Below are 23,978 nucleotides of genomic sequence, written 5' to 3' on the forward strand. Positions count from 1 at the left end.
GAGGGGGCAGTGGGGGCAGCCATCCTGGAGCCTCTGCCATTGCTGGCTGCGCAGTCTGACCAGACGGAGTACGGGTTGTCCGACTCCCTGGCCAACATCGCCTTGGGCGGCCTGCTCGGGGGAGGCCTGCATTCCGTGGGTGGCGCGGTGACCGATGCGCTGCGCCGCCGGATAGCGACCGAAACACCCCAGGTCGAGACATCGCTGAACGCGGGAACAGCAGTGCGCGGGGCGGATCTTCCTCGCGATATTGATCTGGGCCGCCTGTTCGATGAGGACCCCGACGTGGCCTTGCGTGCCGGCATGGTCAGACAGCTGGAGGCTGACCAAGCCGCCCTGTATCGGTCGGCAGAGCAGCAGGCCCTGGACGAGATCCGCCCAGCCCTGACCGGCGAGCGAATCGGCAACATCGCAGACCTCAAGGCCGAGCGCATTGGCCTGGTTCAGCGGGTCATGGACCTGGACGGAGCATTTCGCGACCGCGCCAAGGCATTCCAGGCTCAGCGCATGACCCGCAAGCAGGCTGAGCGTGCCGCACGCGACTCGATCGCCGCCGAGCGCGAGCAGCTCCACGCACGCACGGCCGAGATCGACACGCTGATCGAGCGCAACCGCGCCGGCGAACTTGACCGGCGCGACCTGGGCCTGATCGAGCGCGGGCAGGTTCCTGAGCGCCTGGCGCCACAGGTCCAGGCCCGGGCCCGACAGATCATGCAGGGCTACCAGCAGCGTCCGCTGGGTGCTGCCATTCGTACCGCTCGCGAAACCGCCGAAGGCGCCGACTGGACGATTCGCGATAACGCCCTGCGCGCCGCTGTGGCCCAGGCCATGACCGGGCGCGACATCGACGTGGCCAAGCTGTTCGAACTGGAAGAGCCGGCCAAGGCGGCCAGCGCATTGGAGTACCTAAAGCGCCCGCAGGCCCGCCGCGTTGATCCAGAGGGCCAGGCAGAGAGCCGGCGCATGGATGGTCAGGCCCAGATCGCAGACGACCTTGAGGAAGCCCGTGCAGCCCTGGCCGAGGATGAGGCGCTGTCCCGCGAGGTGCTGGATCAGTTGCCAGAGGACCAGCGCGCCCAGGTCATGGCCCTGGGCCGGGACGAAATGACCGCAGCCGATGCCGAGGCAGCGAAAGCCGAGCAATACGCCAAGGCCTACCGGGCTGCGGCCATCTGTGAACTGGGGAGAGGGTGATGGCACTTCCATCGGGTATCAGCCCATGTGCTGACGCGGTTCGTGCCGCAGCTGGCGACATGGAGTCGAGCGAGATTCAGGAGATCTTCCAACTGCTGCGCGGGCGAACCCAAGAGATCCTGGCCCGCGAGGGGGCGCTGAGTAGCGAGCAGGCCGCCCTGCGCGCCGCCGACGAACTGGCCAAGCAAGCCGAGCACGCCGCCATCATCGAGAAACGCAATGCGCTGCTGAACGTGCGCGCCCGCGCCCGCTTGGTGGCCTTTGTCCGCGACCAGTTCGCGGACCGCCCGGATCTGGGCGTCGAATCGTTCCTGGTAGGCACCAACCTGGCGCGGCAGGGCTCCCGGCTGTCGGTGGCTGCGGAGCAGAAAGCCTTGGGCGATGCCTACATTGGCGGCCTGCTGGCCGACCTGGACCGTGCCGACTTGACCGCCGTGCTTGCCCGCGGCGATTCCGACCAGGACATCGCCGACGCCCTTTGGCGCATCGGTAAGGAGTTGGACACGAAAGACCTCAACCCGCAGGTCGTCGAGATCGCCAGGTTCATCCAGAAGTACCAGGAAGGCGCCCGCATCGACGCCAACCGTGCCGGGGCCAGCATCGGAAAGATGCCGGGCTACATCACCCGACAGAGCCATGACAGCGAGAAGATCGGTGCGGCTGGGTTCGACCGATGGGCCCAGGAGATCATGCCGCGTCTTGATCCGGCTACCTTCCGGGGCGAGGGAGATCCAATGGTGTTCCTCAAGGGCGTGTACGACGGCCTGGTCTCGGGCGACCACCTGAAGTCGCAAACAGACGTGAAGCCCAACGGCTTTCGCGGACCGGCCAATCTGGCCAAGAAGCTGAGCCAGGAGCGCGTCCTGCACTTCCGCGATGGCGTGGCCTGGCACGAATATAACCAGCTGTTCGGTACCGGAAACCTACGCGAGGCAGTGCTGCGCGGCCTGGACCTGTCCGGGCAGAACACCGCCTTGATGCGCCGCCTTGGCACCAACCCGGAGGCCAACCTGAACATGGCCCTGGACATCATCAAGGAAGATGTGCGCAAGAGCGGTGATCCGGCAGCCCTGGCCAACTTCAACACGGCGCGTCGAGGTGTGATCGACAACCGGTTCAAGGAGGTCAGCGGTCAGACCCGAATCCCTGGCAATGCCACCCAGGCCCGTGTGGCGGCGAACGTCCGGGCCTGGCAGTCGCTGTCCAAGCTGGGCGGCGCTCTGCTATCCAGCTTCACCGACCTGCCGGTGGCAGCCAGCGAGATGAAGTACCAGGGGCGCAGCTTCCTGGGCAGCCTCGCTGAGATGGGCGCAGGCCTGTTGAAGGGCAGGGGTAGTGCCGAGCAGCGCAAGATCCTGTCGGCCTACGGCGTCTACGCCGACTCGATGCGGGGTGAGATCATGCGCCGCTTCTCGGCCGATGACTCGATCGGCGGCAAGATGTCGCGAGGCATGAGCCAGTTCTTCCGCCTCAACGGTCTGTCTTGGTGGACCGACGCCAACAAGGCCAGCGCCGGCCTGATGATGGCCCACCACCTGGCCCAGAACAAAGGCAGGGCCTGGGGCTCGCTGAATGCCGACTTCAAGCGTGCCTTGAGCCTATACGACCTGGACGCGGGCAAGTGGGATCTGCTGCGCGAAATGGACATGCGCATGGCCGACGGCCGCGACTACATGACACCGGACGGTATTGCTGCGATCAGCGACGAACGCATCGGCCAGTACCTGGCAGAGCACAACCGCCCGGTATCCGCTGGTGCGATCCGTGAAACTCGCCAGGACCTTGAGCGAAGCCTGCGCGCCTACGTCAACGACCGTGTGACCTATGCCGTGCTGGAGCCGGACGCGCGCACCCGCTCGATCATGAACCAGGGCACCCAGCCCGGCACTGTGCCGGGGGACCTGCTGCGCTTCATCACCCAGTTCAAGAGCTTCCCGGCAGCCTACATGCAGAAGACCCTGGGCCGTGAGCTGTACGGCAGGGGCTACACGCCGACGGCGTTGGGCAACAGTTTCCGTGGCGGCCGCGACCTGATCCAGGCCCTGCGGAATGGCAATGGCGAGCGCCTGGCCCTGGCCCAGCTCATCCTGTGGACCACGGCTTTCGGTTACCTGTCGATGGCCTCGAAGGACGTGGCCAAGGGGCGCGAACCCCGCGACCCAGACGATTACAAGACCTGGCTTGCGGCCATGGTCCAGGGCGGTGGCCTCGGCATTTTCGGTGACTACCTGTTCGGCGAGGCCAACCGGTTCGGCAACACGGCGTTGGAGTCGGCAGCCGGCCCGGCCCTGGGCACCGCAGCAGACTTGATCAACCTGTGGGCCAGGGCAAAGGAGGGCGATGACACCGCTGCGTCGGCGCTGCGCTTGGCCCAGAACAACACGCCATTCATGAACCTGTTCTACACCAGGATCGCGCTTGACCACCTATTCCTGTTCTCGGTTCAGGAGGCGTTGAATCCTGGCTCGCTACGCCGCACCGAGGAACGCATTAGGCAGCAAAATGGCCAGGAGTTCTTGGTTAGGCCGTCACAGAGTTACCAAGACCCGCTTGGAATTGCGCGCTAATCTAGCGTCCATTCAACCAATAGCAGGGAAGGGAACAATGAAGCTACTCGTAATTGTGGGGCTCACCATTATGGCGCTGGCAGGATGTGGGCATAAGCCAATCGATTACAGTCCTGCGCCACCGCCAGGAATGACCAGAGAGCAGGCGGTGGAAACCGTTGAGCAGGTCTTCTATGAGGACTTCAGCAAAACCAAGCCTCAGTCTGTAGTAGTCACTGAAAAGTTCATCTGGTTGTCGCAGGGCCTGGTATCGAAAGGAACGACCGTTGCGACAGCGGATGTTATCGGCAACAGCGCTATCGGTCTCGGTACCTCGACTGTTGCCACCCGGGAAGTTGGGCAGCGCATCTACTTCAACTCCATCGGCAAAATCGGCGTGTTTCAGCGCAAGATGAAATCCGGTCAGTTCGCAGTGGTTGTTCGAGCTACAGATGGTAGTGAATTGCGAGCAGTCAGGATGCGCAGCCTGGAAAAAGCTCAGCGATTTGCAGATGCCCTTGAATACCTTCGAGCACATAGCTCATAGGGTACTCCTCAACCCAAATCAAAACCCCCGGACGCTCGCAACGTGCCGGGGGTTTTTGTTTCCACCCCATGCATAGCCCCATGAGGAAGACGTAGATGCAGTTTACCTAACCCAGCCGAAATCCCCCACAGAGAGCCCCGCACATGCGGGGTTTTCGCATTTCTGGAGCACAGAAAATTGACCGTCTCGACCATTGATAACGTTATCGAATACGTCTCCGGCGGCCCGGCGTTCCCGATCCCGTACCGGTTCCTGCAGAACTCAGATATCGAGGCCGTACTGGTCCGGCAGAGCGGCGTCTCGGAAACGCTGGTGTTGGGCACCCAGTACACGCTGACCGGCGCTGGCTCGCAAAGCGGAGGAACCCTCACCTCTGCCTACGCTGCTGGCGTGCTGGCTACGCCCGGCGCCACACTGACGATCTCCAGAGTCATGGATGCGGTCCAGCCAACGGACCTCCGCAACCAGGGGCGCTTCCTAGCTGAGACGCATGAAACGGTATTCGACCGCCTGACTATGCTGATCCAGCAGGCATTTGGCATCTTGCGCCGCGCCCTACTGATGCCGATCGGCAAGAATTACTACGACGCCAAGGGTCGACTGATCAAGAACCTGGGCGATGGCCAGGCCGATCAAGATGCGGTCAACATCCGGACCATGCGGGACTATGTCGATGCCGCCATCGCTGGAGTAGTTGGCGGCTTCGGATGGTTCATCCAGTCGGGTGCTGGGGCCGTGTATCGTACGTTCCAGTCCAAGATGCGCGATGTGGTGTCGGTGAAGGACTTTGGGGCCACGGGCAACGGGGTTACAGACGACACTACGGCATTCCTGCTGGCAGGGAAGGGGGCCTATGTCCCAGAAGGGACCTACGTGGTCGACACCCTGCAGCTCAACATCCAGGACTACACCGGCCCTGGAGTTCTGCACAGCAAGTTCGGCTCGGTGATCCGCCTTGATACCGACCCGGTCACTTGCCATTACGTGCAACGCAAGGTGATGGCCCCGCGCTTCGGCTGGGGCGACACCGAGATCTATCCCGGCGCACAGTTCGCCCCACAGGGTACGGCTTACTTCAGGCATCCGGTTACTGGTGAAGAGTCGATCTTCATCAATCAGTCCGTGGGCGATGGGGCCGATTGGGGGCCTGACGAGTACTGCCGAACTTCAAGAATCCCGCTCAGGGAGGACGGTGCCCAGCAGGAGGTCGCCGAGTTCACCCCGGAGATGCGTCAATCGCACGCGCACCTTTCGGTGCTCTATGAAAACGGCCAGATCTGGGCGTACTCATCGTATGTAGCCCCTATTGGCGCCCCTGACATCACCGTATCTACCGGCAAGGGCTGGTCAAAGTTTCCATGGAAAGGGGCGGCCAACACCTCATCGGACATCATCAACTATCAGGTGTGGGGAAACCCTGGGTCTGGCCACCGGTACGAGCGATTCGGTAAGGGGTGCGCACAGGTATCCCAGTGCGGGAAGTACATGATCCTGGTGGGCATCGATTATTCAGGGGCAGCGGGCGGCCGCACTCTGTTCGTGTACGACCGCCTCCAGGTAGAGTCGATGCTGAACCCCCTGGATGCTGAGCCGATCTTCACTAGCCGAACCCTCTCTGCCGCGAATATCGATGCCACGACGGGCTACCAGGGTGAAACTTGCGACGGTCGCTACATCTACATCCTGTGGGGATCGACCCCGGTGTACGGGAAGCGAGTGGTAACCGTGCACTCGCTGACTGGCGAAAAGCTGCGTGAGATCGCGTTCGAAGGGCCCGCTGCCGAGTACACGAACGCGCAGCTTCGCAACGGGCATCCGACTCTTGGCGACGCCCTGTCGTTCGAGCCGGAAGGAATAACTATCAGAGGGGATGAGATTTTCGTCACCTTCGTTGACTACTGGCGAGCTGGTGCTCAGGTCGTTTCGTACTACGGCACGAACTACGTGAATACGTTCACCAATAACGTGAACAGTCCGCCCGACCAGTACCCGGACCGCTGGCGCCCAACTGACCGGGCACCCACCCATGGGGCATGGAACAGTGGCACCACGTATGCGCTGGGCGCCATCACGCGACGCGAGAAGAAAATCTATTGCCTGACCCCGCCAAAAGGTAACCCGCTGGAGAGCCCGGCCATCAGCCGGTACACCTATGCGGATTCCGTTGCGCAGTATCCGGGAAAGATCGCCGACCTGATCCAGGTGTCGATTCCGCACGGGGACAATTGGCGCGCTTCGGTGCACCTGCCGGGATCGAATGAGTACCGGCCTGCAATGGAGTTCGCGTTTGGATATACCTTCAACGTCAGGGATACCCGAACGGGCTCAGACAATAGCGAGCGTGGAGGAATTCGCTACACCGCCATTGATGGCGGCGATCACCATACCCAGTTGTTCGCCGGAGACGGCACCGCAGCCACCAGCCCCAACATCACGATGTACCCAACTACCTCGAACGCCAATGCTGGCGATGTGTGGCTGACGTCCCGTGGCTCCAGCTCGATCTTGCGTCTCATGCAGGACGGGGCCACCAAATTCGCTGTGAACGACACATATTGCACGTTCTACCAGAACGCCCGATTCATCACGGACGCCAGCTACAACTTCGGCTCTGCGGCATTCAGGACGAACAACATCTACCTGGTCAACGCGCCGATCGTCACGTCTGACCTGCGGTACAAGATTTTGCGCGAGGGCGGCTTGGATGACGCGGTGCTCGATGTGATCGAGGATGTGGTCTACCGTCAGTACACGATGCTTGATGACATTTACTCTGTTGGCGCAACAGCCCAATGGCGATTCGGCGTCATCGCCCAAGAACTAGTGGCCGCTTTCGATGCTCATGGACTGGACTGGCGCCAATACGGCGTTATCCAATACCACGAATGGGATGCAGAGCCCGCGCAGTATGAGCGCAAGCTGATACAGCCAGAGGTCCTTGGCATTGATGATCTCGGCAAGGAAATTGTGATTCAGGATGCGGTGTATGAGGATGTGCTGATCCGTCCCGCAGTAGAGGCTGGGTACCGATACTTCGTGACTTATGACGAGCTATATGCCCTTGAGTGCGCCCTGATGCGGCGTGAGCGGAGCAGGCTGTCTGCTACGATTGTGGAGCTTTCCGGCCGAGTCGCAGCGCTTGAGGGAGCAGGCATCTGAAGTCGCTTAATATCGGAAGAGCGCTAGAGCGGGGACATTCCTGGGACACTGGATGTCCCAACAGGACCAGAAAAATGCCATTGGTTGATTGTCTAACATGGTGTGATTGGGTAGATCGATATGCCGAACCGGCATGGATGAGGGGCGCAGACTGCCGGACCAATTTCCGAACCAGTCAATGCGTTTTGGTGGGGGATAGAGAGGAGTTTCAGCCAGTAAAACCTACACATCTCCACCCAATAACCCCCATTGCATAGCGCATGGTGATGTTGGCGGTAGAAATCAAGTGCTTGTCCTGCGGGGGTTCCAGAGGTGTATTTAGGCCCCTCTCGTGCGTTTTGGGCCAATTTCGGGCCAATTCGACTCGGGGCGGCAGCTTCTCCAGCTCCCTCCAGTCCGAGGAGGAGCTGATCCATTTCGCGTAGGTAGAGAGCAACATCTCGACGCTGTGGCCGAGCTGGTTCGCGATGAACGCAGGGTTCATCCCAGCCATTAGGCACATGGTTGCGTAGGTGTGGCGGGTGTCGTACTGCCGGCGTTCACGGATGTTCAGCGCCTTGAGCGCTGCTTTGAAGTGGCGGATTGTAACACTTGGCTCGTTGATCCACAGCCCACCTTTGCTCGGCTGGAAGACGAAGGGGCTGACCGGACTGGCCGATTTGGAAGCCATGCGCTTCAAGTTTGCCACTCGCCGGGCCTGGCTGACGGCATTGAGCGCCCGCTCGTTGAGCAGGATGGTTCGGTGATTCTTGGTCTTGGTGCGCTCTTGTGGCGCTCGATTGATGATGATCCGGCGTATGACTGCAGTTCGCTCCTCCAGATCGACGTCATCCCACTGAAGGCCCATTGCCTCACCAGGCCGAACCCCCGTGAAGAAGCAGAACTCGAAGAAGGCTGCGTAGATTTGGGAGTACTTGCGCAGGCTGCCGTAAAGGTGAACAATGATCGCTTCCGCCTCGGTCCTGGTGTATGGATCGACGACCTTCTTTACGGCCTTTGGCTTGTCCAGGGAAGCAGTCGGGTTCTTGGCGATCAGCCCGTCCAGCACGGCCGTTTTGAATACGCTCGACAACTTGATGATCGCGTTTCGCTTCACACCTACTGAAGTCCACTGAATCTGCGAGATGACGCTGCGGAGCAGAGTCGTTGCGAGTGGTCGAGTAAAACATGCATCGGTTTAAGAGAAATCTTTTCATGCTTCGGGCCGAGACGAGGTGATCGGGCTCTACCTCCAGTACCTCAACTCGACCATTACGCGAGCTGGTCACCTCAATCGTGTAGCTCGCGATCGTGCCGTCGACGCGCTCAGTGTGGCCGAGGCATTTGAAGGTGAGGGTGGGTTCGGTCATGCTGGGCTCCAGAGGCTGCCGTAGGGCTGGCCGTGTATACACATGGACCCAATTCTATAAGCTATAGAATGGGGTCCATGTGTATGGGGCGAGTGGGAAAGATCCGGCGCTTGGCCGGGCTCACTGGAGCAGGGCGAGGTTATGCGTGAGCAGCCTCTTGCTCCGGCACCAGTCGCACCTCAACGCGTTGGCCCAGTGCACGAGCGGCGCTGGCTAGGGTCGCCAGCGTCATGCCTGGGTCGTCTTGGTCTAGTGCGCGGTCCACTGCGGTACGACTGGTGTGCATGCGGGCGGCTAGGGCTTTTTTTGTCACCTTCTGGCTTTTCATGGCTTCAGCGATTTGCCAAGAGATGACTCGCTTGAGGGCAGCAGCGGACACTTCCTCTGCGAGACCTTGCTCTGCAAGGAAATCGTCGAAATCGGAGCCGATGTGCTGGTTCATTGCTTGTTCCTCTCTAGTGTTGCTTTGCGTTGCCTGGCGGTTTCCAAGTCAGACGCGGGTGTTTTCTGGCTCTTCTTGATGAAGCCGTGAAGCAGAACCATGACGTTCCCGTCCACGGTGAAGAGCACGCGGGCGATGGTATCGACTAGGTTGACCCTGACCTCCCAGAGGCCTTTATCAAGCTTTCTGACAACTGGCATTCCGATTGGCCAGCCGATCTGGACCGTTTTGATTTCTGTTCCGATCATCCGCTTGTGATCGCGAGGCAGGTCGGTCAGCCATTCGCGCACCGGCTCATTGCCCGCTTCCGTGCGATAAAAACTGACGTGCAATGTTGGTGGGATTTCACTCATGTGTTGAGTGTACCAAAAATGGTGCGTTACGCAACGTTCGGCGGGAGTTCGTCAAGGATATGGGTGGATTCGGCAGGAGCAGGGCGGCCCGGCGCTTGGCCGGGCTTGGGGTTACCGGAAATTTCTCTCGACAATCAGGTCGTAACAGCGGCGAACGACGGTCGCGAAGTACAGGCCGCTTAGCCAGAGCAGACCTACAAAGCCAGCGGCAAGCATCGCGTCGAGGTTGATTGCATGGTCTCGTGACCAGTTGAGCATTTCCACTGTCACGCTGCCCGACACCCAGAGGTAGTAGGCCCCTACGGCGCAGCTAGGGATGCCTATCAGTAATAGCTTCCAATCGCTCAGCTCCGCGTAGGTGTACTTTTTGCGGGTACGGAAAGCAGTGGACATTTTCTTCAGTAGCTTCATGTGCGTACTCCGTTTGCCATTGACGACCTGGGTGAAAGCAAAGCTGAACCCGCGAAAAATCGTTGGTTAAAAAATGAGCGGCGCTTGGGCGGGCTTGGTTTACTGCTTTTTCAGAAGCTGAACGAGCTTTTCGTACGCACCTGGCATCTCAGCTTCAAGCTGAGCAAGCATGTCTGGGTTTTTGTCGTACTTCATCTTCAACCCCATCGCGATGATTTGCTGAACGGCGTCGTTGAAGCTGATGCTGGACTGCTCGGCGAACTCATCAATCTTTGACGATTCCTCTTCAGTGAGCATCAGTGTGATTTCACGACCTTCGTCATCGGAGGAGTCACCTGACAGCGCTTCGGGAGTCGTGTCCAGTGCGTCCGCTAGCTTCATCAGCACAGCCAGCCGAGGCTTTGCCTTTCCTGCTTCGTACCTAGATATCTGAGACCAGGTTAAGGGGAGACGCTTTCGAAGGTGTCCTTATTCATTAGCTTATTTTTCATCACGCTCAGCTTTGCCATATGTACCGAGCTGATGATGGCCTCTGCCGTCTTGTTCCATTTGAACGGCTTGGCCGAATGCTCGTTGTGAGCCGTGATGAATTGGCGGATCGCGGCTTTCAGGTCAGGAACGCTGGTGAAGACACCTCGATACAGCGCCCGTCTCTCCAACTGCGAGAACCAGCCTTCCACTGCGTTCAGCCAAGACGCGCTGGTCGGCGTGAAGTGCAGCTTGAAGCGCGGGTGTTTTTCCAGCCAATCCCTGATTGCAGCGGTTTTGTGGGTCGAGCTGTTATCCAGGATGACATGAAGATCCAGCCCAGCTGGCGTGCTGCGGTCAATCTGTCGGAGAAAATCCAGAAATTCCTTGGCCCGGTGCCGCTGGGTGATCCGGCCCATGACCTCGCCGGTCATGATATCGAACGCTGCATACAGGCTTGCTGTGCCATGGCGCTTGTAATCATGCGTTCGCCGCTCAATCTGACTGAGCCGGCAGGCAGGCTCAATCAATACTCCTCCATGGATGAGCATGAGTTTGCACCCGGCGAGCCCATTTGCCAGGTTCAGTTACGACTGTTCAGCTTGGCGATATGGCAGTCAGTGAGATGTGAATAGCCGAGGCTAGGGTTTTGATTGATCTTTGTACGGGAATCCCGTACTTTTGGCTTATGCGAACAGTGATCGAAACGCCAACATTCCAAAAAAAACGCCGCCAAGCTTTGGTGTGATGACGAACGCGTGGCGTTCATCGATTGGATCGCAGCCAACCCCTTGGCCGGTGATGTAATTCCCGGAGCAGAGGGGGCGAGAAAGGTACGTTGGGCGCGCGCAGGCTCGGGCAAGTCTGGCGGTGCAAGAGTGATTTACTTCACCTGACAGAAGATGAAATCGTGTTGCTGGTTACGGTCTATGCAAAGGCCGAGCGCTCCAACATGAGCCCAGCTGAAATCAGCAAGGTGGTGTGATATGCGTGACATTGATATTGAAGCTGTTGCCAAGGCCATTGAGGCTGATGCGGGTGAGGCGGTACCTGATCTGCGTCAAGCGCTCAAGGAGGCGAAAATGGGTGCCGGGCGAGTCACTACGCCCGAGCAAATCTTGGTGCGTCAAGCGCGTGAGCGTTCTGGTCTGACCCAGGCCTCTTTTGCCGAACGTATCGCCACACCAGTGGCCACCCTTCGCGACTGGGAGCAAGGCCGCTTCGTGCCGCCTGGCGGTGTGCTATGTCTGATGCGACTGATTGTTAAGCACCCTGAGTTGTCGCAAGAATTAGCTGCCCAGTGACCCATCAATAGTCGGGAAACCGACACCCCAATGCACCGAGGCTTTGTCCACCGCCGGTCCGAAAGGACGGCGGTGGCAGGCTCGGGTCGCTCCCGAAAGTGAACGCGACATGGCCAGCCCTAGCCAGGCCGATGCTGATCCGACCATCCAGCTGGCCGACGAGATCATGGCTCGCGTTGAGGATATTCGGCTGCCAACGGGGGCGCTGGACAATGAAGGACTGCCGGTCACTGTCTCTGCCCGCGAGCTGCTGGTCCAGGCCGACGAAAACATCGCCCCGTGGCGGGGAAGCGGATCACCGCGGAAGTGTGCGTGCATCATCTGCTGTTCGATGACCGCGACTATGCAAGCCTCGGGCACCTGATCAAATGCAACCCCGCCATCAAGACCCGGGCAGACCGCGATGCCCTGCGCCAGGCGCTGCAGTGCGACCGTATCGATGTCATCGGGACCGATCATGCACCGCACACACTGACGCAGAAGCAACGCTCCTACGCGTTGGCGCCCGCTGGATTGCCGCTGGTCCAGCATGCATTACCGGCACTGTTCGAGTTGGTCGAGGAGGGCGTGCTGTCGGTTGCCCAACTGGTGCGCAAGACCAGTCACTCGGTCGCTGACCTGTTCGCAATCCAGGGCAGGGGATATTTGCGCGAAGGCTACTGGGCAGACCTGGTCTTGATCGAACGCCTGCCCGAGCCTCGGGCCGTCACCCTCGATCCGGTGCTGGTCCACTGTCAGTGGACGCCGTTCATCCAGCATCGGTTTCATCATCGGGTGACCACCACCCTGGTGTCCGGTCAGCTTGCCTGGCATGGCGGCCGGGTGGTCGACAGCTGCCAGGGGTTGCCGTTGGTGTTCCACTCGCAACGGTCTGGTTGAGGTTGCACAAGGGACGGTCTTCCTCGAGGGCGCGAACATGGGCGAAGCCCGTGCCATACAGCTCGGTGTCCTCTTCGCGGGTAATTCAGATAAAAAATACTTATAAATCAATTAAGTATTCAAAGCTCTATAGAAAATAGTTGAAGATTGGATCTTGTAATGGCAAAGGATGCGCTGTGACGGGGTGATTGCGAGATGGGAATGATTTGCGTTAATGTTATGTTATTACGTAATCGGAGACTCCCATGCAAGTACTATCGTCACTCAAGCAAGCCAAGCGCCGTCATCGTGATTGCCAGGTAGTCAAACGCCGCGGAAGGATCTATGTGATCTGCAAATCCAATCCTCGTTTCAAGGCGCGACAGGGAGGAGTGAAGAAGAAGCGGGGCTAGCCGATGGGCCGCCCGTTTTGGCCCTGCAAACCGCATCATGCGTGATCGACTCAGACCCTGTGGGTCGCGATGGGCTGCAAAGCAGCCCCAATGCCGCTCGGCGGGCAGGCATTGGGGCCACCGTCACGCCGCACGGCGCAGCGCCTCGACCAGCGCCGCCTTGCGCATGGTCGAGCGTCCGGCGATGTTCTGCTTGCGCGCCCGGTCCATCAGCTCGGCCTTGCTCATGTCCTCCAGGCGCTGGCCGGGCCGTGGCACGCCGCGGCGGGTGGCGGCGGCGCGCTTGGCCGAGGACTCACGAGCCTTCTCCTTGGCCTGCGGGCTTTTCTTCTGCCCGGAGCCGCCCTTGCGCTCGCCACCGCCGGACTGCTTGTTGACCGTCGCCCAGGCCCGCGCCTCGGCTTCGTCCTTGGGCACGCCCTTGGCCTCGTAGCTTTCCTCGATGTGCTCGGCCTTGCGTTTTTGCTTGTCGGTGTACTTGTCTTTGTCTCCACGTGGCATGGTCGTTCTCCTTCGGTTCAATGGGTCTGCCAGATGCCGTCGTTGCGCTCGCAGTCGGTGCGGGCCTGAGCCAGGCTCGGGGTGTCGTAGTAGTAGGTGATGACCCGGGCGTCCTTGGGCACCGCCGGGTGGGTCGGGGGCTGGTCGCGACCGATGGATTTCGGGTTGGCCAGCGATTCCTGGGTCAAGGGCGCGATGCAACTGCCGACGCTGCCATCGGCGCAGCGCGAAACCGGGTGCTTGCGGGTATTGACCATCTCCTTGCTCTCGTTGCTGCACGACCAGGCGATGGCCTCGGCGGGCATGTCGCTGAAGCTGTAGCAGGTGCGCCGCTCCACGGGCGTCACCGCATCGCTGGAGGAGCGGGTGAAAACCTCGCAGGCCTCGGCCAGCACCTGGGTGCTGACCAGGCTGCCCAGCATCAGCAGCAGAACGGGAAAACGCATGGCACACCTCCTGGCCTCGCGGCCGTCGTCAGGTCTTGCGCAATGTCGCTTTGCCGCGCCGGCGCATGGCCTTGGCGCGCTTTTCCAGCACCAGGTAGACCAGCACCGCCAGCAACAGCGGAATCAGGTAGTACAACGTGCGGTAACCCAGCAACGCGGCCACCAGGCTGCCCTGGCCGAGCTGGCCGTGGAGCAGGGCGAGGAACACCGCCTCCAGCACCCCGAGCCCGGCGGGAATGTGCGCCACCACCCCGGCCACGCAACTGATCAGCAGGATGCCCAGGATCGATGGGAAGAACAGCTCTTGGGGCAGCAGCCAGTGGATCAACGCCGCCATCAGCGCCCAGTTGCTCGCGCCCAAGGTCACCTGGCAGAGCGCCAGGCGCAGCGACGGCAGGGTGATTTCATGCGCGCGCAAGCGCCAGGTGCGCCGCTTGGCGAAACCGCAGGCCAGCAGGTAGCCCAGCGCCACGGCCAGCAACAGGAAACCGATGAGTTGCAGGCCGACGACGCCCACCGCCCAGTCGTCCGGAAGCTTGACCAGGCGCAGGGCGAACACCGTGCCCGCCAGCAGCATGTAGCCGACCCAGTTGGTCAACAGCCCCAGGGTCAGGATCCGCGTGATGGTCGGCGTGTCCAGGCCCAGGCGGCTGTACAGCCGGTAGCGCAGGGCCACGCCGCCGACCCAGGTGGTGAAGTTGAGGTTGAAGGCATAGCAGACGAACGCCACCGGCAATACCTGGCGCACGGGCAAATGGTGGCCGGTATAGGCACGGCCGAGCAGGTCGTAGCTGGCGAACACCAGGTAGCTGGCCAGGGCCAGGGCCAGGCCCACCGCCAGAGTCGCGGGCTTGTAGGCCAGCAGCGACTGGCGCACTTCGCTCCAGTCCAGGTTGCGCGCCAGCATGTACAGCAGCGCCGGCACCAGCACCAGGAACGCCAGGGTGAGCAGGCGCTTGCCCCAGGTCTGCCATGGCTTTCGCTCCATCAGGTCTTGCCCTCGTGGTAGGTGGACTCGTCTTCCTGGGTCGGGCGCAGCGATTGCAGTTCCTGGCGATGGGCCGGGAACCAGCCGGCGATCCGCGGGAAATGGCGGATGATGTGGAAGCACAGGAAGATCAGCGGCGCCCGCCACCAGTAGCCACGGATCATCCGCTCCAGGGTGACCGCCCTGCATTGCTGGCTGGCCAGTTCGCTCAGGTGCCGATACAGCTGCTGGTTGAACGCGCGGTCGCGGATCAGCAGGTTGGCCTCCAGGTTGAATGACAGGCTCAACGGGTCGAGGTTGCTCGAACCCACCGTGGCCCACTCTTCGTCCACCAGCGCGACCTTGCCGTGCAACGGGCGCTGGCAATATTCGTGGATGCGCACGCCGTCGCGCAGCAGGTAGTTGTACAGCAATCGCGACAGGGCCCTGACCCAGCGCATGTCTGGCTGCCCCTGGAGGATCAAGGTCACCTCCACGCCCCGTCGGGCGGCATTGCGCAGTTCGCGCATTAACCGGTAGCCGGGGAAGAAGTAGGCGTTGGCCACCAGGATGCGCCGGCGCGCCAGGCGAAAGCCCTCCAGGTAATAGGCCTCGATGTCGTTGCGATGACGGCCGTTGTCGCGTTCGGCCAACACGGCGCTGGCCTGGCCGCAGGGCTGGGTGACCGGGCGCACCTGGCTCGGCGGCTGCAGTACTGGCGCCAACAGGCGGCGGCTGGAGGCATGCAACTGGGCGACCACCGGGCCGGTGACTTCCACGGCATAGTCCTGCTTGGCCATCGGGCCATAGTCGCCGAGGTGGTCGGCGCTGTAGTTGATGCCGCCGATGAATGCCCGCTTGCCGTCGATCACCACGATCTTGCGGTGCAGGCGGCGGAACAGGTTGGTGCGCATGCCCGCCAGGCGCGGGTGCGGGTCGAAGGCATGGAAGCGGATGCCGACCTCGGTCATGGCCGAGACGAAGCTATCCGGCAGGTCGGCGGTGCCGTAGCCGTCGGCGGCCACCTCGACCCGTACACCTCGCCGGGCGGCATCGATCAGCACCTGCTGCAGCTGTTGGCCGACCTTGTCGTCGTAGATGATGAAGGTTTCCAGCAGGATCTCTTCCCGCGCCTGGGCCATGGCCTCGAACACGCGCGGGTAGTACTGCTCGCCGTTGATCAGCAGCTCGACATGGTTGCCGTCCACCCAGGGTCTGTTCACAGGCTCACCTCTGCCGCCAAGGGCGCATGGTCGGAGAGGTGCGACCAGGGGTACTTGGACAGGACCTGGGCCGCGCACGGCATGGCGTTGCGCAGGTAGATGCGGTCCAGGCGCAGTAGCGGCAGGCGCGACGGGAAGCTGCGCGCCGGTGTGCCGAAGTGTTCCCCGAAGGCTTCCACCAGGCGCTGGGACAGCACTGCATCGGCCTTCAGCCGCCAGTCGTTGAAGTCACCGGCGACGATCACCGGGGCCTTGGGCGGCAGGCTGTCGAGCAGCTCCAGCAGCAGGCGTACCTGGCTCTGCCGGTGGGCCTCGCGCAAGCCCAGGTGCACGCAGACGGCATGCACTTGCTCGTGCCCGGGCACCTCCAGCCGGCAATGCAACAGGCCGCGCTGCTCGTTGCCTTGGATCGACACGTCGAGATTGTGGTACTCGGCGATGGGAAACTTCGACAGCAGGGCATTGCCGTGGTCGCCGTGGGGGTACACGGCGTTGCGCCCATAGGCGAACTGCGGCCACATGCTGTCGGCGAGGAACTCGTACTGGGGTGTGGCCGGCCAGGCCGGATGGCGCAGGGCGTGTTCCTGGTGGCTACCGTGTACCTCCTGGAGAAACACCAGGTCGGCGCCGGTGGCACGCACCGCCTCGCGCAGCTCGGGCAGGATGAAGCGTCGGTTGAACAGGGTGAAGCCCTTATGCACGTTGATGGTCAGCACGTTCAGCCGATGCACGGCGGTGACCCGGTCGATGATGCAGCGGGGGGCGGGCAGGGTCTTGTTCACAGCTCGACCTCCGGTTCCACGCCCGGCTCGGTGAGCAGCTCGCCGTCCAGCTTGAGCCTTTCCAGCAAGCGCCGGGCGTCGTAGGGCGCGTGGACTTTCTGGTCGTTGTCGAAATAGCAGTAGACGTCCCGCGAGGCTCGCTTGCGCGGGGCGCGCTGGACGACCAGCTGGGCATCGTCGGGCTGTCCGCCCCGGCTCCAGGCTTCGATGCGCGCCTGCCAGCGGCGCAGGGCACGGGCGGTATAGCCGCTGCTGTAGAGCTCGACGTCGCCGTGCAGGCGCAGGTAGACGAAATCGGCCGTCACATCCTCGACATAGGGCCACTTGCCTGCGCTGTCGGCCACCACCAGGGCGACGTTGTGGCGGCGCAACAGCTCGACGAAGGCCGTACAGCAGAAGCTGTCGTGGCGGATCTCCACGGCATGGCGCAGGGCCCCGTCACCCTTGAGCGCGGTGGCGCCGTTGCCCTTCAGCTGTTCGCTGCACTGCTCGGCGCAAGCCCGTGCGGCCTTGCGCCGGTGCGGCAGCAACTCGAGGAAATGGCTGAAGCGCGCCTCGTCGTACCTGAGGCTCGGCGGAAACTGCCAGAGGATCGGCCCCAACTTGTCGCCCAGCAGCAACGGCCCGGAGGCGAAGAAGTTGGCCAGCGGCTGCTCGATCTCCTTGAGCCGTCGCACATGGGTGATGTAGCGCGGCGCCTTGACCGAGAAGACGAAGCCCTCGGGTGTCTGGTCGTGCCAGTTGCGGTAGCGCTCGGGTGTTTGCAGGGCGTAGAACGAGCCGTTGATCTCGATACTGTTGACCGCCCGCGAGGCGAACGCCAGTTCGTCGTCCTGGCGCAGGCCGGTGGGGTAGAAATCCTTGCGCCAGGGGCCATAGCGCCAACCGGAAATGCCAATGCGGATCTCGCTCACGGTGCCTTCCTTCGCTCGTGGAGGATATCGCCCGCGTCCTGGAAAACCTGGCCACGGATGCGGGCAGCTCTTGAATGTGCGACTGGGCAGGCGTGGCCAGGTTCAGCAGGATTGACGAGTGGCCTTTCGGTCGTGGCTTGGGGTTGGGCTGCAAAGCAGCCCCTGGGTTTCAACCACGGCGCTCACAATTGGAACTTTGCCGTGGCCTGTCTCTCCACCGGATGCCGGGGCCGCGAAACCGCGCCTCGTCAGCCAGAGGAGAACCTGCGATGAAGACCGACGACGCTTTCGACGAACTGCACGAACTGCCCGGTACGACCCAGCCGCAGCCGATCGACGACGAGCCGGAGGTCCTGCCGGACGACCCCGACCTGCAAGGCCTGCCCGGCGAGGACAAGCTGCCGGGCTGAGGCCCAGGCAGCGCGGGAGGACCGCCAACATGAAATTCGACCGCTTCGCCCAATGGCTGGCCAACTGGTCCGGCCGCCCGCTGACCTTCGCCATCGCCCTCGTAGTGATCCTGGCCTGGGGCGTGAGCGGGCCGTTGTTCGACTTCAATGACACCTGGCAACTGGTGATCAACACCTCGACCACCATCGTCACCTTCCTCATGGTGTTCCTGATCCAGAACACCCAGAACCGCGACAACGACGAACTGCACATCAAGATCGACGAGCTGCTGCGCACCACCCGCAAGGCGCACAAGGCCTTGCTCGACCTGGAAGACATGGACCCGGCCCAGCTGCATGCACTGCGCAAGCAGTACCAGCGCCTGGGCGAGCAGGGCGAGCGAGACGATGCGGCCCACCCGCCTCGCGATGGCGAAGCGGGCTGAAGGCCAGCCCGTTCCACTGGAATGATCTGCCAACCCTGGAGGCACGCATGGCCAGACACATCATCCATTACACCGGCCCGATCAACTCATCCACCTGCGGCAACCTGATCAACACCTGTTCCCGTGCCCTGCAGCAGGGCGCCGAGGTGCTGCAGGTCAACATCGCCACCATGGGCGGGGAGTGCAGCTACGGTTTCACCCTGTACAACTTCCTGCGCTCGCTGCCGGTGCCGGTGCACACCCACAACCTGGGCACGGTGGAGTCCATGGGCAACATCCTGTTCCTGGCCGGCGAGCGCCGTACCGCCTGCGCCATGAGCAAGTTCCTGTTCCATCCGTTCCACTGGACCCTGCATGGCTCGGTGGACCATGCCCGGATGGCCGAATACGCCATGAGCCTGGACTACGACCTGCAGCTCTACGCGCAGATCGTCGCCGAGCGTACCCAGGGCGCCACCGAGGTGCTCGACGTGCCCCGCTACCTGATGGCCTATCCGCGTATCCTCGGGGCCAAGGAAGCGTTGCAGAGCGGGATGATCCATGCCATCGACGAGATGCCGATCGCAGCGGATGCCTGCCAGTGGAGCGTGCATGCCTAGGGGCCTCGGGAGTTCATTCTCGGGCCGCGCCCATCGCATCCTGTGCCTTGGGCTCGCGAACTCCGCTTGTGGGTTTTCTTGCCATGACGGCAGATGACGGTGGCGCGATGCCCTGAATGTCGTGCCCGATCCGCCACCGGCCGGATGAGCGGTCAGTAGGGCACCGAGCCGCTCAACGCCTCGATCGCCTCCACCAGTTCGTCATAACCCACCGGCTTGTTCAGGTGGCGGTCGAAGCCGGATTGCCGCGACTTGTACTGGTCGGCGCTGGCGCCATAGCCGGTCAGGGCGATGGCTGGCGTGTAGCGCAGGTGGGCATGGCCGCGTAGCGCCTTGATCAGGGCGTGGCCGTCCATGCCCGGCATGCCGATGTCAGAGAGGATGATGTCGTAGCGCTCGCCGCCGGCGGCTTCCAGCGCCGCGCGTGGGTCGCTGTAGGCCTGTACGTCGGCGCTCTCCATTTCCAGCAACTGCTGCATCACCTCCAGCACCTCGATCGAGTCGTCCACCAGCAGCACCCGGATACCGCTCAAGCGGCCCTCGGCCTGCTGCTCGCCGGCCGGGGCACAGGCGGGTTGGTCGGCGTCGCACAACGGCAGGCACACGACGAAGGTGCAGCCCTTGCCGAGCCCCGGCGAGCTGGCCTGGACGCTGCCGCCATGGGCCTGCACCAGCTGGCGCACCAGCGAAAGGCCAATCCCCAGCCCCTCGCGGCTGTGGCCGACCGGTTGCGGGACCCCCTGGTTGAACAGGTCGAAGATGCACTCCAGGCTCTGCTCGCTCAGGCCGATGCCCTGGTCGATCACCTGCAGGCAGGCCTGTTCGCCCTGGCGGCCCAGCACCAGGCGGATGTCGCTGCCAGTGGGGCTGAACTTCAAGGCATTGTTGAGCAGGTTCCAGATGATTTGCTCCAGGCGCGTGCTGTCGCCCTCGATGAACAGCGCCTGGTCATCGGCCGGCATCTCCAGCACCACGTTGCAGGGGTGCTGTTCGCTGACCACCACCGCATGGATGCCCCGCAGGATGGCGCACAGGTCCACCGGCTCGGTCTTGAGCTTGAGCTTGCCGGTGCGGATGCGTGCCACGTCGAGCAGGTCGTCGATGATCCGCGCCTGGCTGGACACCGCGTCGCAGATGGTGCCAACCGCCTTGCTGGCGGCGCTGGTGTGCTTCACCGACGGCAGGCGGCGGAGGATCTCGGCGTTGAGCTGGATCAGGTTCAGCGGGTGCTTGAGCTCATGGGACATGATGGCGAAGAACTCGTCCTTCATGTGGCTGGTGTTCTGCGACTCGGCCAGTTGCTTGCTCTGCTCGTCGTGCAGGCGCTTGTGCCCGGTCAGGTCGCGGGCGATCTTGACGTAGCCGCGCAAGCTGCTGCCCTTGAGCAGGGAGATCTCGCCGCTGCAGTAGAACCGGCTGCCATCCTTGCGCACCTGCCAGCGCTCGTCCTGGCCGCGACCGTTGAGCCGGGCCGCGCGCAGCTCACGCTCCGGCACGCCCTCGCGGCGGTCCTGCTCGGTGAAGATCAATGCGTAGTGACGGCCGATCACCTCGGCCTTGGCGTAGCCGAAGATCAGCGTCGCGCCGGTGTTCCAGTCGGTGACCAGGCCGTGCTCGTCGAGCAGGATGATGGCGAAGTCATGGGTGCTCTCGGCCACCAGGCGCATGCGTTCCTCGCCCAGGCGCAACCGCTCCTCGGCGGCGCGGCCCTTGCTGATGTCGATGAAGGTCAGCACCGTGCCGTCGATCTTCTGCTCGCTGGAGCGGTAGGGCAGCAGGCGTGCCAGGTACCAGCGCTGGTTCTCGCCGCCCACCTCGCGCTCGATGGTGGTCTCGCCCTGGGCCACGGCGCGGGCGTCGTCGGCCAGCTCCGGGTAGTCCAGGCGGTGGGTGATGTCGAGCAGGGAGCGGCCGGTGTCGACCGGCAGCATGTTGAAGATGTCGGTGGCGCGTGGGGTGAACCAGCGGATGTGCAGGTTGCGGTCGACGAACACCGTGGCGATGGCGGTGGAGGCGATCAGGTTGCTCAGGTAGTCGTTGACCTTGTCGGTTTCCTCGACCTTGTTCTTGAGTTCGTAGTTGACCGTCAGCAGCTCTTCGTTGATCGACTGCAGCTCTTCCTTGCTGGTCTCCAGCTCCTCGCTGGCCGAGCGCAACTCCTCGTTGATGGCCTGCATCTCTTCGTTGGAGGCGGTCAGCTCCTCGCTGGAGATCTCCGACTGCTCGATGGTTTCCTGCAATTGCAGGCGGGTGCGTTGCAGCTCGCGCTCCAGGTTGGCCAGGACCATGCTGTCGGTCTGGCGGATGCCGCTGGCCGGCAGCAGTGATGGGTCTGGCAGGCGCTCCTCGAAGACCACCAGCAGGTACTCGCTGGCACTGGGCTCGTCCTTGTGCGGCTGGACCACCACTTCCACCTGCAGCCTGCGCTCGCCCTCGACCAGCTCCACCGGCCGCGAGGTGACCGCCTGGGAGCCCTGGCGGGCCTGGAACAGCGTGCTGCGCAAGGCCAGGCGCAGGGGTGGCAGGACCAGGTTGAGCAGGTTGCGGCTGGGTTCGCCGCCTACCAGGTGCAGGAAACGGCCGACCCCTTCGCTCATGTGCAGGATGTTGCCGTCGCCGTCGACGATCAGGCTCGGAGGCGTGCGCCGGGCCAGGGCACGGTGGTGCACCTCGGCGTAGGACAGCTTGCGCCCGGGGCGGGCCTTGGTGCGGTTGTCCGGGATCGGTGCCTGCACCTCGGCGCCGGGCAACTCGCGCCCGGAGCGCCGGCTGGCGGGGTTGGTCGCACGGGCCCGGAAGATCCGGTTGCGCTTGTCCACCGGGGTGAACAGCTCGCCGGCCACGTCGGCCGACTCGGACGAACCGAGGAACAGGTAACCGCCAGGGCGCAGGGCGAAATGGAACATCTGCAGGATGTCGTGCTGCACCTCGCGGTCCAGGTAGATCAGCAGGTTGCGGCAGACCACCAGGTCGATCTGCGAGAAGGGCGGGTCGGACAGCAGGTTGTGGCGGGCGAACAGGACCTTCTCGCGGATTTCCTTGCGTACCCGGTAGTGCTGGTCTTCCTTGACGAAGAACTGGCGCAGCCGTGCCGGCGGCACGTCGGTGACGATCGCCTCGGGGTAGCTGCCACTGCGGGCGAAGGTGATGGCGCGTTCGTCCAGGTCGGTGGCGAACACCTGCACTTTGGCCGCGCGCTGCTCCACGGCCAGTTGCTCGCAGACCAGCATGGCCAGGCTGTAGGCCTCTTCGCCGGTGGAGCAGCCAGCCGACCAGACGCGGATCTCGGCCGGGCCGTCGCCGCTTTCGCCGTCGCTGACCAGCTCGGGCAGCACATGGCGCTCCAGCGCCTCGAAGGCTTCGCGGTCGCGGAAGAAGTTGGTCACGCCGATCAGCATGTCGGCCAGCAGCGCCGCGGACTCCTCCGGGTGCTGCTCCAGGTAGCGGTAGTAGGCGGCAAGGTCGGCCTGGCCGGTGACGTGCAAGCGCCGCTCGAGGCGGCGCAGCACGGTGGCGCGCTTGTAGTGCTGGAAGTCGTGGCCGGTATTGGTGCGCAACAGCAGCAGGATCTCCTCCAGCAGCGGCTCGGCCTGACGCGCGTCGCCACGGCGGCTGCCCAGCGCCGGCGGCAGGGTGTCGTCCTCGATTTCCGGCAGCCGGACCTGGCGGGCGTTGTGCCACAGTTCCATGAGCTTCTGCGGCATGTCGGCCACCGGCAGCACCAGGTCGACCATGCCGGTCTCCAGCGCCGCGCGGGGCATGCCATCGTACTGGGCATCGTCCGGCGCCTGCACCAGGGTCACGCCGCCTTGCTCCTTGATCCGCGACAGGCCCACCGCGCCATCGGCACCGGTGCCCGAAAGCACCACGCAGAAGGCGTGGTCCTTGTGCACGTCGGCCAGGTCGCGGAAGAACAGGTCGATGGCCACATGGTCGCCACGTCGGCGGTTGGCCGGGCTGACCCGCAGGTAGCCGTCGTTGGTGGACAGGCGGTTGGCCGGGGAAATCACATAGACATGGTTGCGCTCGATGGGCACCGGCTCGCTGACCTGGCGCACCGGCATGGCGGTGGTTTCCTGGATGATGCGGTCGGCCACGCTCTGGTGGTCGGGAGACAGGTGCAGCACCACGACGAAGGCCATGCCGCAGTCGGCAGGCATCTGCCGGAAGAAGGTGCAGATGGCCTCGAGGCCACCTGCCGAGGCGCCGATGCCAACCACCGGGAAGTCCAGGTGGCTGGGGCTCAGCGCTGGGTTCTGCGGGGCGGCTGGGGACTGCTTGGAGGACGACTTCATGGAACGGAGCCTTGTACAGACCTGAAGGTTCGGCCCTTGGAAGCATCGCCGGGCGTGTGATGCGCGATTATAGGCCGCCCTTCGGCTCAGCGGCGAGCGATCGCCGGTGAACGCGCGCCAAAGCTCTGGTCGATCAGCGCCAGGTGCTCCAGGGCCTCCTCGTAGCGTTCGGCGGCCTTGCGCCGCAGCGACTGGTAGTGGTCGAAGCGACCGGCATCCAGGCCGGGGCGCTCGAGCAGGGCGAAGGCCGCGTGGTCGAGCTGGTAGGCCTGGGCGAACAGGCGCTGGTTCTGCTCCAGGGCGAGCTGGCGGCAGGCCTGGCGGGTGGCGTGGGTCGGTGTCATGACGGTCTTCCTGGTGTTGGGGGAACGG

Annotated in this window: 22 protein-coding genes and 2 pseudogenes; 10 read left to right on the forward strand and 14 right to left on the reverse strand. The window is 63.0% G+C overall.

Translation table 11 applies throughout. The features are described from left to right. From WCE05_RS23540 to WCE05_RS23555, 4 genes are all read left to right on the forward strand, one after another. On the forward strand, window positions 1-1,194 hold a 1,194-nt coding region (locus WCE05_RS23540), incomplete at its 5' end, for a hypothetical protein (RefSeq protein WP_368816663.1). Next, window positions 1,194-3,761, forward strand: coding sequence for a hypothetical protein (locus WCE05_RS23545; protein ID WP_368816664.1), 2,568 nt, complete (start codon window positions 1,194-1,196; stop codon window positions 3,759-3,761). The genes WCE05_RS23540 and WCE05_RS23545, both read left to right, overlap by 1 nt. A 37-nt stretch (window positions 3,762-3,798) precedes the next feature. Then, entirely contained in the window at window positions 3,799-4,287 is a 489-nt protein-coding gene (locus WCE05_RS23550) for a hypothetical protein (protein WP_368816665.1), read from the forward strand. A 177-nt stretch (window positions 4,288-4,464) separates the two neighbouring features. Continuing rightward, complete coding sequence (locus WCE05_RS23555) at window positions 4,465-7,446, forward strand: hypothetical protein (RefSeq protein ID WP_368816666.1); 2,982 nt, start codon at window positions 4,465-4,467, stop codon at window positions 7,444-7,446. Between the two features lie 208 nt (window positions 7,447-7,654). Here the strand turns inward: WCE05_RS23555 and WCE05_RS23560 are convergent, their stop codons facing one another. The 6 genes and pseudogenes from WCE05_RS23560 to WCE05_RS23585 all read right to left on the reverse strand — a co-directional run. Next, window positions 7,655-8,542 carry a tyrosine-type recombinase/integrase gene (locus WCE05_RS23560; RefSeq protein WP_368816667.1) on the reverse strand — a complete coding sequence of 296 codons (888 nt, stop codon included), beginning with the start codon at window positions 8,540-8,542 and terminating at the stop codon, window positions 7,655-7,657. A 392-nt stretch (window positions 8,543-8,934) separates the two neighbouring features. Then, window positions 8,935-9,237, reverse strand: a complete 303-nt coding sequence (locus tag WCE05_RS23565; protein WP_186663749.1) for an XRE family transcriptional regulator — start codon at window positions 9,235-9,237, stop codon at window positions 8,935-8,937. Then, complete coding sequence (locus WCE05_RS23570) at window positions 9,234-9,590, reverse strand: type II toxin-antitoxin system RelE/ParE family toxin (RefSeq protein WP_225787733.1); 357 nt, start codon at window positions 9,588-9,590, stop codon at window positions 9,234-9,236. Before WCE05_RS23570 ends, WCE05_RS23565 begins: the two co-directional genes overlap by 4 nt. Window positions 9,591-9,701: 111 nt before the next feature. Beyond that, the gene (locus tag WCE05_RS23575; protein WP_368816668.1) at window positions 9,702-10,001 is read right to left on the reverse strand and encodes a hypothetical protein; all 300 of its coding nucleotides are present in this window, start codon (window positions 9,999-10,001) and stop codon (window positions 9,702-9,704) included. A 99-nt stretch (window positions 10,002-10,100) separates the two neighbouring features. Next, entirely contained in the window at window positions 10,101-10,430 is a 330-nt protein-coding gene (locus tag WCE05_RS23580; RefSeq protein ID WP_368816671.1) for a helix-turn-helix domain-containing protein, read from the reverse strand. A gap of 11 nt (window positions 10,431-10,441) precedes the next feature. Further along, a pseudogene (locus WCE05_RS23585) lies at window positions 10,442-10,972 on the reverse strand (IS630 family transposase); the annotation flags it as partial. 483 nt (window positions 10,973-11,455) lie between these two features. Here WCE05_RS23585 and WCE05_RS23590 point away from each other — a divergent pair. The 3 genes and pseudogenes from WCE05_RS23590 (at window position 11,456) to ykgO (ending at window position 13,044) form a co-directional block, all read left to right on the forward strand. Then, window positions 11,456-11,773, forward strand: coding sequence for a helix-turn-helix domain-containing protein (locus WCE05_RS23590; RefSeq protein WP_368816669.1), 318 nt, complete (start codon window positions 11,456-11,458; stop codon window positions 11,771-11,773). A 276-nt stretch (window positions 11,774-12,049) separates the two neighbouring features. Beyond that, window positions 12,050-12,652 (forward strand): annotated as a pseudogene (locus WCE05_RS23595) (amidohydrolase family protein); the annotation flags it as partial. A gap of 245 nt (window positions 12,653-12,897) precedes the next feature. Further along, window positions 12,898-13,044, forward strand: a complete 147-nt coding sequence (gene ykgO / locus WCE05_RS23600; protein ID WP_023632134.1) for a type B 50S ribosomal protein L36 — start codon at window positions 12,898-12,900, stop codon at window positions 13,042-13,044. 123 nt (window positions 13,045-13,167) lie between these two features. On the opposite strand, the gene WCE05_RS23605 is transcribed toward ykgO, so the two are convergent. Genes WCE05_RS23605 through WCE05_RS23630 form a run of 6 tightly spaced genes read right to left on the reverse strand, consistent with a single transcriptional unit; the run spans window position 13,168 to window position 17,877 of the window. Further along, entirely contained in the window at window positions 13,168-13,545 is a 378-nt protein-coding gene (locus WCE05_RS23605) for a termination factor Rho (RefSeq protein ID WP_225787737.1), read from the reverse strand. Window positions 13,546-13,562: 17 nt separating this feature from the next. After that, the gene (locus tag WCE05_RS23610) at window positions 13,563-13,991 is read right to left on the reverse strand and encodes a hypothetical protein (protein ID WP_225787738.1); all 429 of its coding nucleotides are present in this window, start codon (window positions 13,989-13,991) and stop codon (window positions 13,563-13,565) included. Window positions 13,992-14,019: 28 nt separating this feature from the next. After that, on the reverse strand, window positions 14,020-14,979 hold the full coding sequence (locus WCE05_RS23615) for a lysylphosphatidylglycerol synthase domain-containing protein (RefSeq protein ID WP_253090761.1): 960 nt from the start codon (window positions 14,977-14,979) through the stop codon (window positions 14,020-14,022). Continuing rightward, a complete protein-coding gene (gene clsB / locus WCE05_RS23620; RefSeq protein ID WP_225787740.1) occupies window positions 14,979-16,181 on the reverse strand; it encodes a cardiolipin synthase ClsB in 1,203 nt (400 codons plus the stop codon). The genes WCE05_RS23615 and clsB overlap by 1 nt, the downstream gene beginning before the upstream one ends. Further along, complete coding sequence (locus WCE05_RS23625; RefSeq protein WP_253080524.1) at window positions 16,178-16,963, reverse strand: endonuclease/exonuclease/phosphatase family protein; 786 nt, start codon at window positions 16,961-16,963, stop codon at window positions 16,178-16,180. Before WCE05_RS23625 ends, clsB begins: the two co-directional genes overlap by 4 nt. Beyond that, on the reverse strand, window positions 16,960-17,877 hold the full coding sequence (locus tag WCE05_RS23630) for a DUF72 domain-containing protein (RefSeq protein WP_225787742.1): 918 nt from the start codon (window positions 17,875-17,877) through the stop codon (window positions 16,960-16,962). Before WCE05_RS23630 ends, WCE05_RS23625 begins: the two co-directional genes overlap by 4 nt. A gap of 269 nt (window positions 17,878-18,146) precedes the next feature. Here WCE05_RS23630 and WCE05_RS23635 point away from each other — a divergent pair, with 269 nt between their 5' ends. The 3 genes from WCE05_RS23635 to WCE05_RS23645 are packed head-to-tail and all read left to right on the forward strand — an operon-like array spanning window position 18,147 to window position 19,311. After that, on the forward strand, window positions 18,147-18,287 hold the full coding sequence (locus WCE05_RS23635; RefSeq protein WP_225787743.1) for a hypothetical protein: 141 nt from the start codon (window positions 18,147-18,149) through the stop codon (window positions 18,285-18,287). A 29-nt stretch (window positions 18,288-18,316) separates the two neighbouring features. Beyond that, a complete protein-coding gene (locus WCE05_RS23640) occupies window positions 18,317-18,712 on the forward strand; it encodes a low affinity iron permease family protein (RefSeq protein ID WP_225787744.1) in 396 nt (131 codons plus the stop codon). Between the two features lie 47 nt (window positions 18,713-18,759). Next, window positions 18,760-19,311 (forward strand): ATP-dependent Clp protease proteolytic subunit, encoded by a 552-nt coding sequence (locus tag WCE05_RS23645; RefSeq protein WP_225787745.1) that lies wholly within the window; start codon window positions 18,760-18,762, stop codon window positions 19,309-19,311. 152 nt (window positions 19,312-19,463) lie between these two features. Here the strand turns inward: WCE05_RS23645 and WCE05_RS23650 are convergent, their stop codons facing one another. Together WCE05_RS23650 and WCE05_RS23655 are read right to left on the reverse strand one after the other, a co-directional pair. Next, on the reverse strand, window positions 19,464-23,606 hold the full coding sequence (locus WCE05_RS23650) for a CheR family methyltransferase (RefSeq protein ID WP_253080527.1): 4,143 nt from the start codon (window positions 23,604-23,606) through the stop codon (window positions 19,464-19,466). 86 nt (window positions 23,607-23,692) lie between these two features. Further along, window positions 23,693-23,978: hypothetical protein (locus WCE05_RS23655; RefSeq protein ID WP_368816670.1), on the reverse strand; the 286-nt coding region annotated here is incomplete at its 5' end.

Source organism: Pseudomonas sp. I2 (assembly GCF_040984075.1).
Taxonomy (GTDB): Bacteria; Pseudomonadota; Gammaproteobacteria; order Pseudomonadales; family Pseudomonadaceae; genus Aquipseudomonas; species Aquipseudomonas guariconensis_B.

Bases quoted from the DNA above. Each gene is read 5' to 3' on its own strand.
- WCE05_RS23575 (WP_368816668.1), bottom strand. From the start codon at position 10,001: ATGAAGCTACTGAAGAAAATGTCCACTGCTTTCCGTACCCGCAAAAAG.
- WCE05_RS23640 (WP_225787744.1), top strand. From the start codon at position 18,317: ATGAAATTCGACCGCTTCGCCCAATGGCTGGCCAACTGGTCCGGCCGC.
- WCE05_RS23590 (WP_368816669.1), top strand. From the start codon at position 11,456: ATGCGTGACATTGATATTGAAGCTGTTGCCAAGGCCATTGAGGCTGAT.
- WCE05_RS23645 (WP_225787745.1), top strand. From the start codon at position 18,760: ATGGCCAGACACATCATCCATTACACCGGCCCGATCAACTCATCCACC.
- WCE05_RS23610 (WP_225787738.1), bottom strand. From the start codon at position 13,991: ATGCGTTTTCCCGTTCTGCTGCTGATGCTGGGCAGCCTGGTCAGCACC.
- ykgO (WP_023632134.1), top strand. From the start codon at position 12,898: ATGCAAGTACTATCGTCACTCAAGCAAGCCAAGCGCCGTCATCGTGAT.
- WCE05_RS23565 (WP_186663749.1), bottom strand. From the start codon at position 9,237: ATGAACCAGCACATCGGCTCCGATTTCGACGATTTCCTTGCAGAGCAA.
- WCE05_RS23635 (WP_225787743.1), top strand. From the start codon at position 18,147: ATGAAGACCGACGACGCTTTCGACGAACTGCACGAACTGCCCGGTACG.
- WCE05_RS23650 (WP_253080527.1), bottom strand. From the start codon at position 23,606: ATGAAGTCGTCCTCCAAGCAGTCCCCAGCCGCCCCGCAGAACCCAGCG.
- WCE05_RS23615 (WP_253090761.1), bottom strand. From the start codon at position 14,979: ATGGAGCGAAAGCCATGGCAGACCTGGGGCAAGCGCCTGCTCACCCTG.
- WCE05_RS23605 (WP_225787737.1), bottom strand. From the start codon at position 13,545: ATGCCACGTGGAGACAAAGACAAGTACACCGACAAGCAAAAACGCAAG.
- WCE05_RS23570 (WP_225787733.1), bottom strand. From the start codon at position 9,590: ATGAGTGAAATCCCACCAACATTGCACGTCAGTTTTTATCGCACGGAA.
- WCE05_RS23550 (WP_368816665.1), top strand. From the start codon at position 3,799: ATGAAGCTACTCGTAATTGTGGGGCTCACCATTATGGCGCTGGCAGGA.
- WCE05_RS23545 (WP_368816664.1), top strand. From the start codon at position 1,194: ATGGCACTTCCATCGGGTATCAGCCCATGTGCTGACGCGGTTCGTGCC.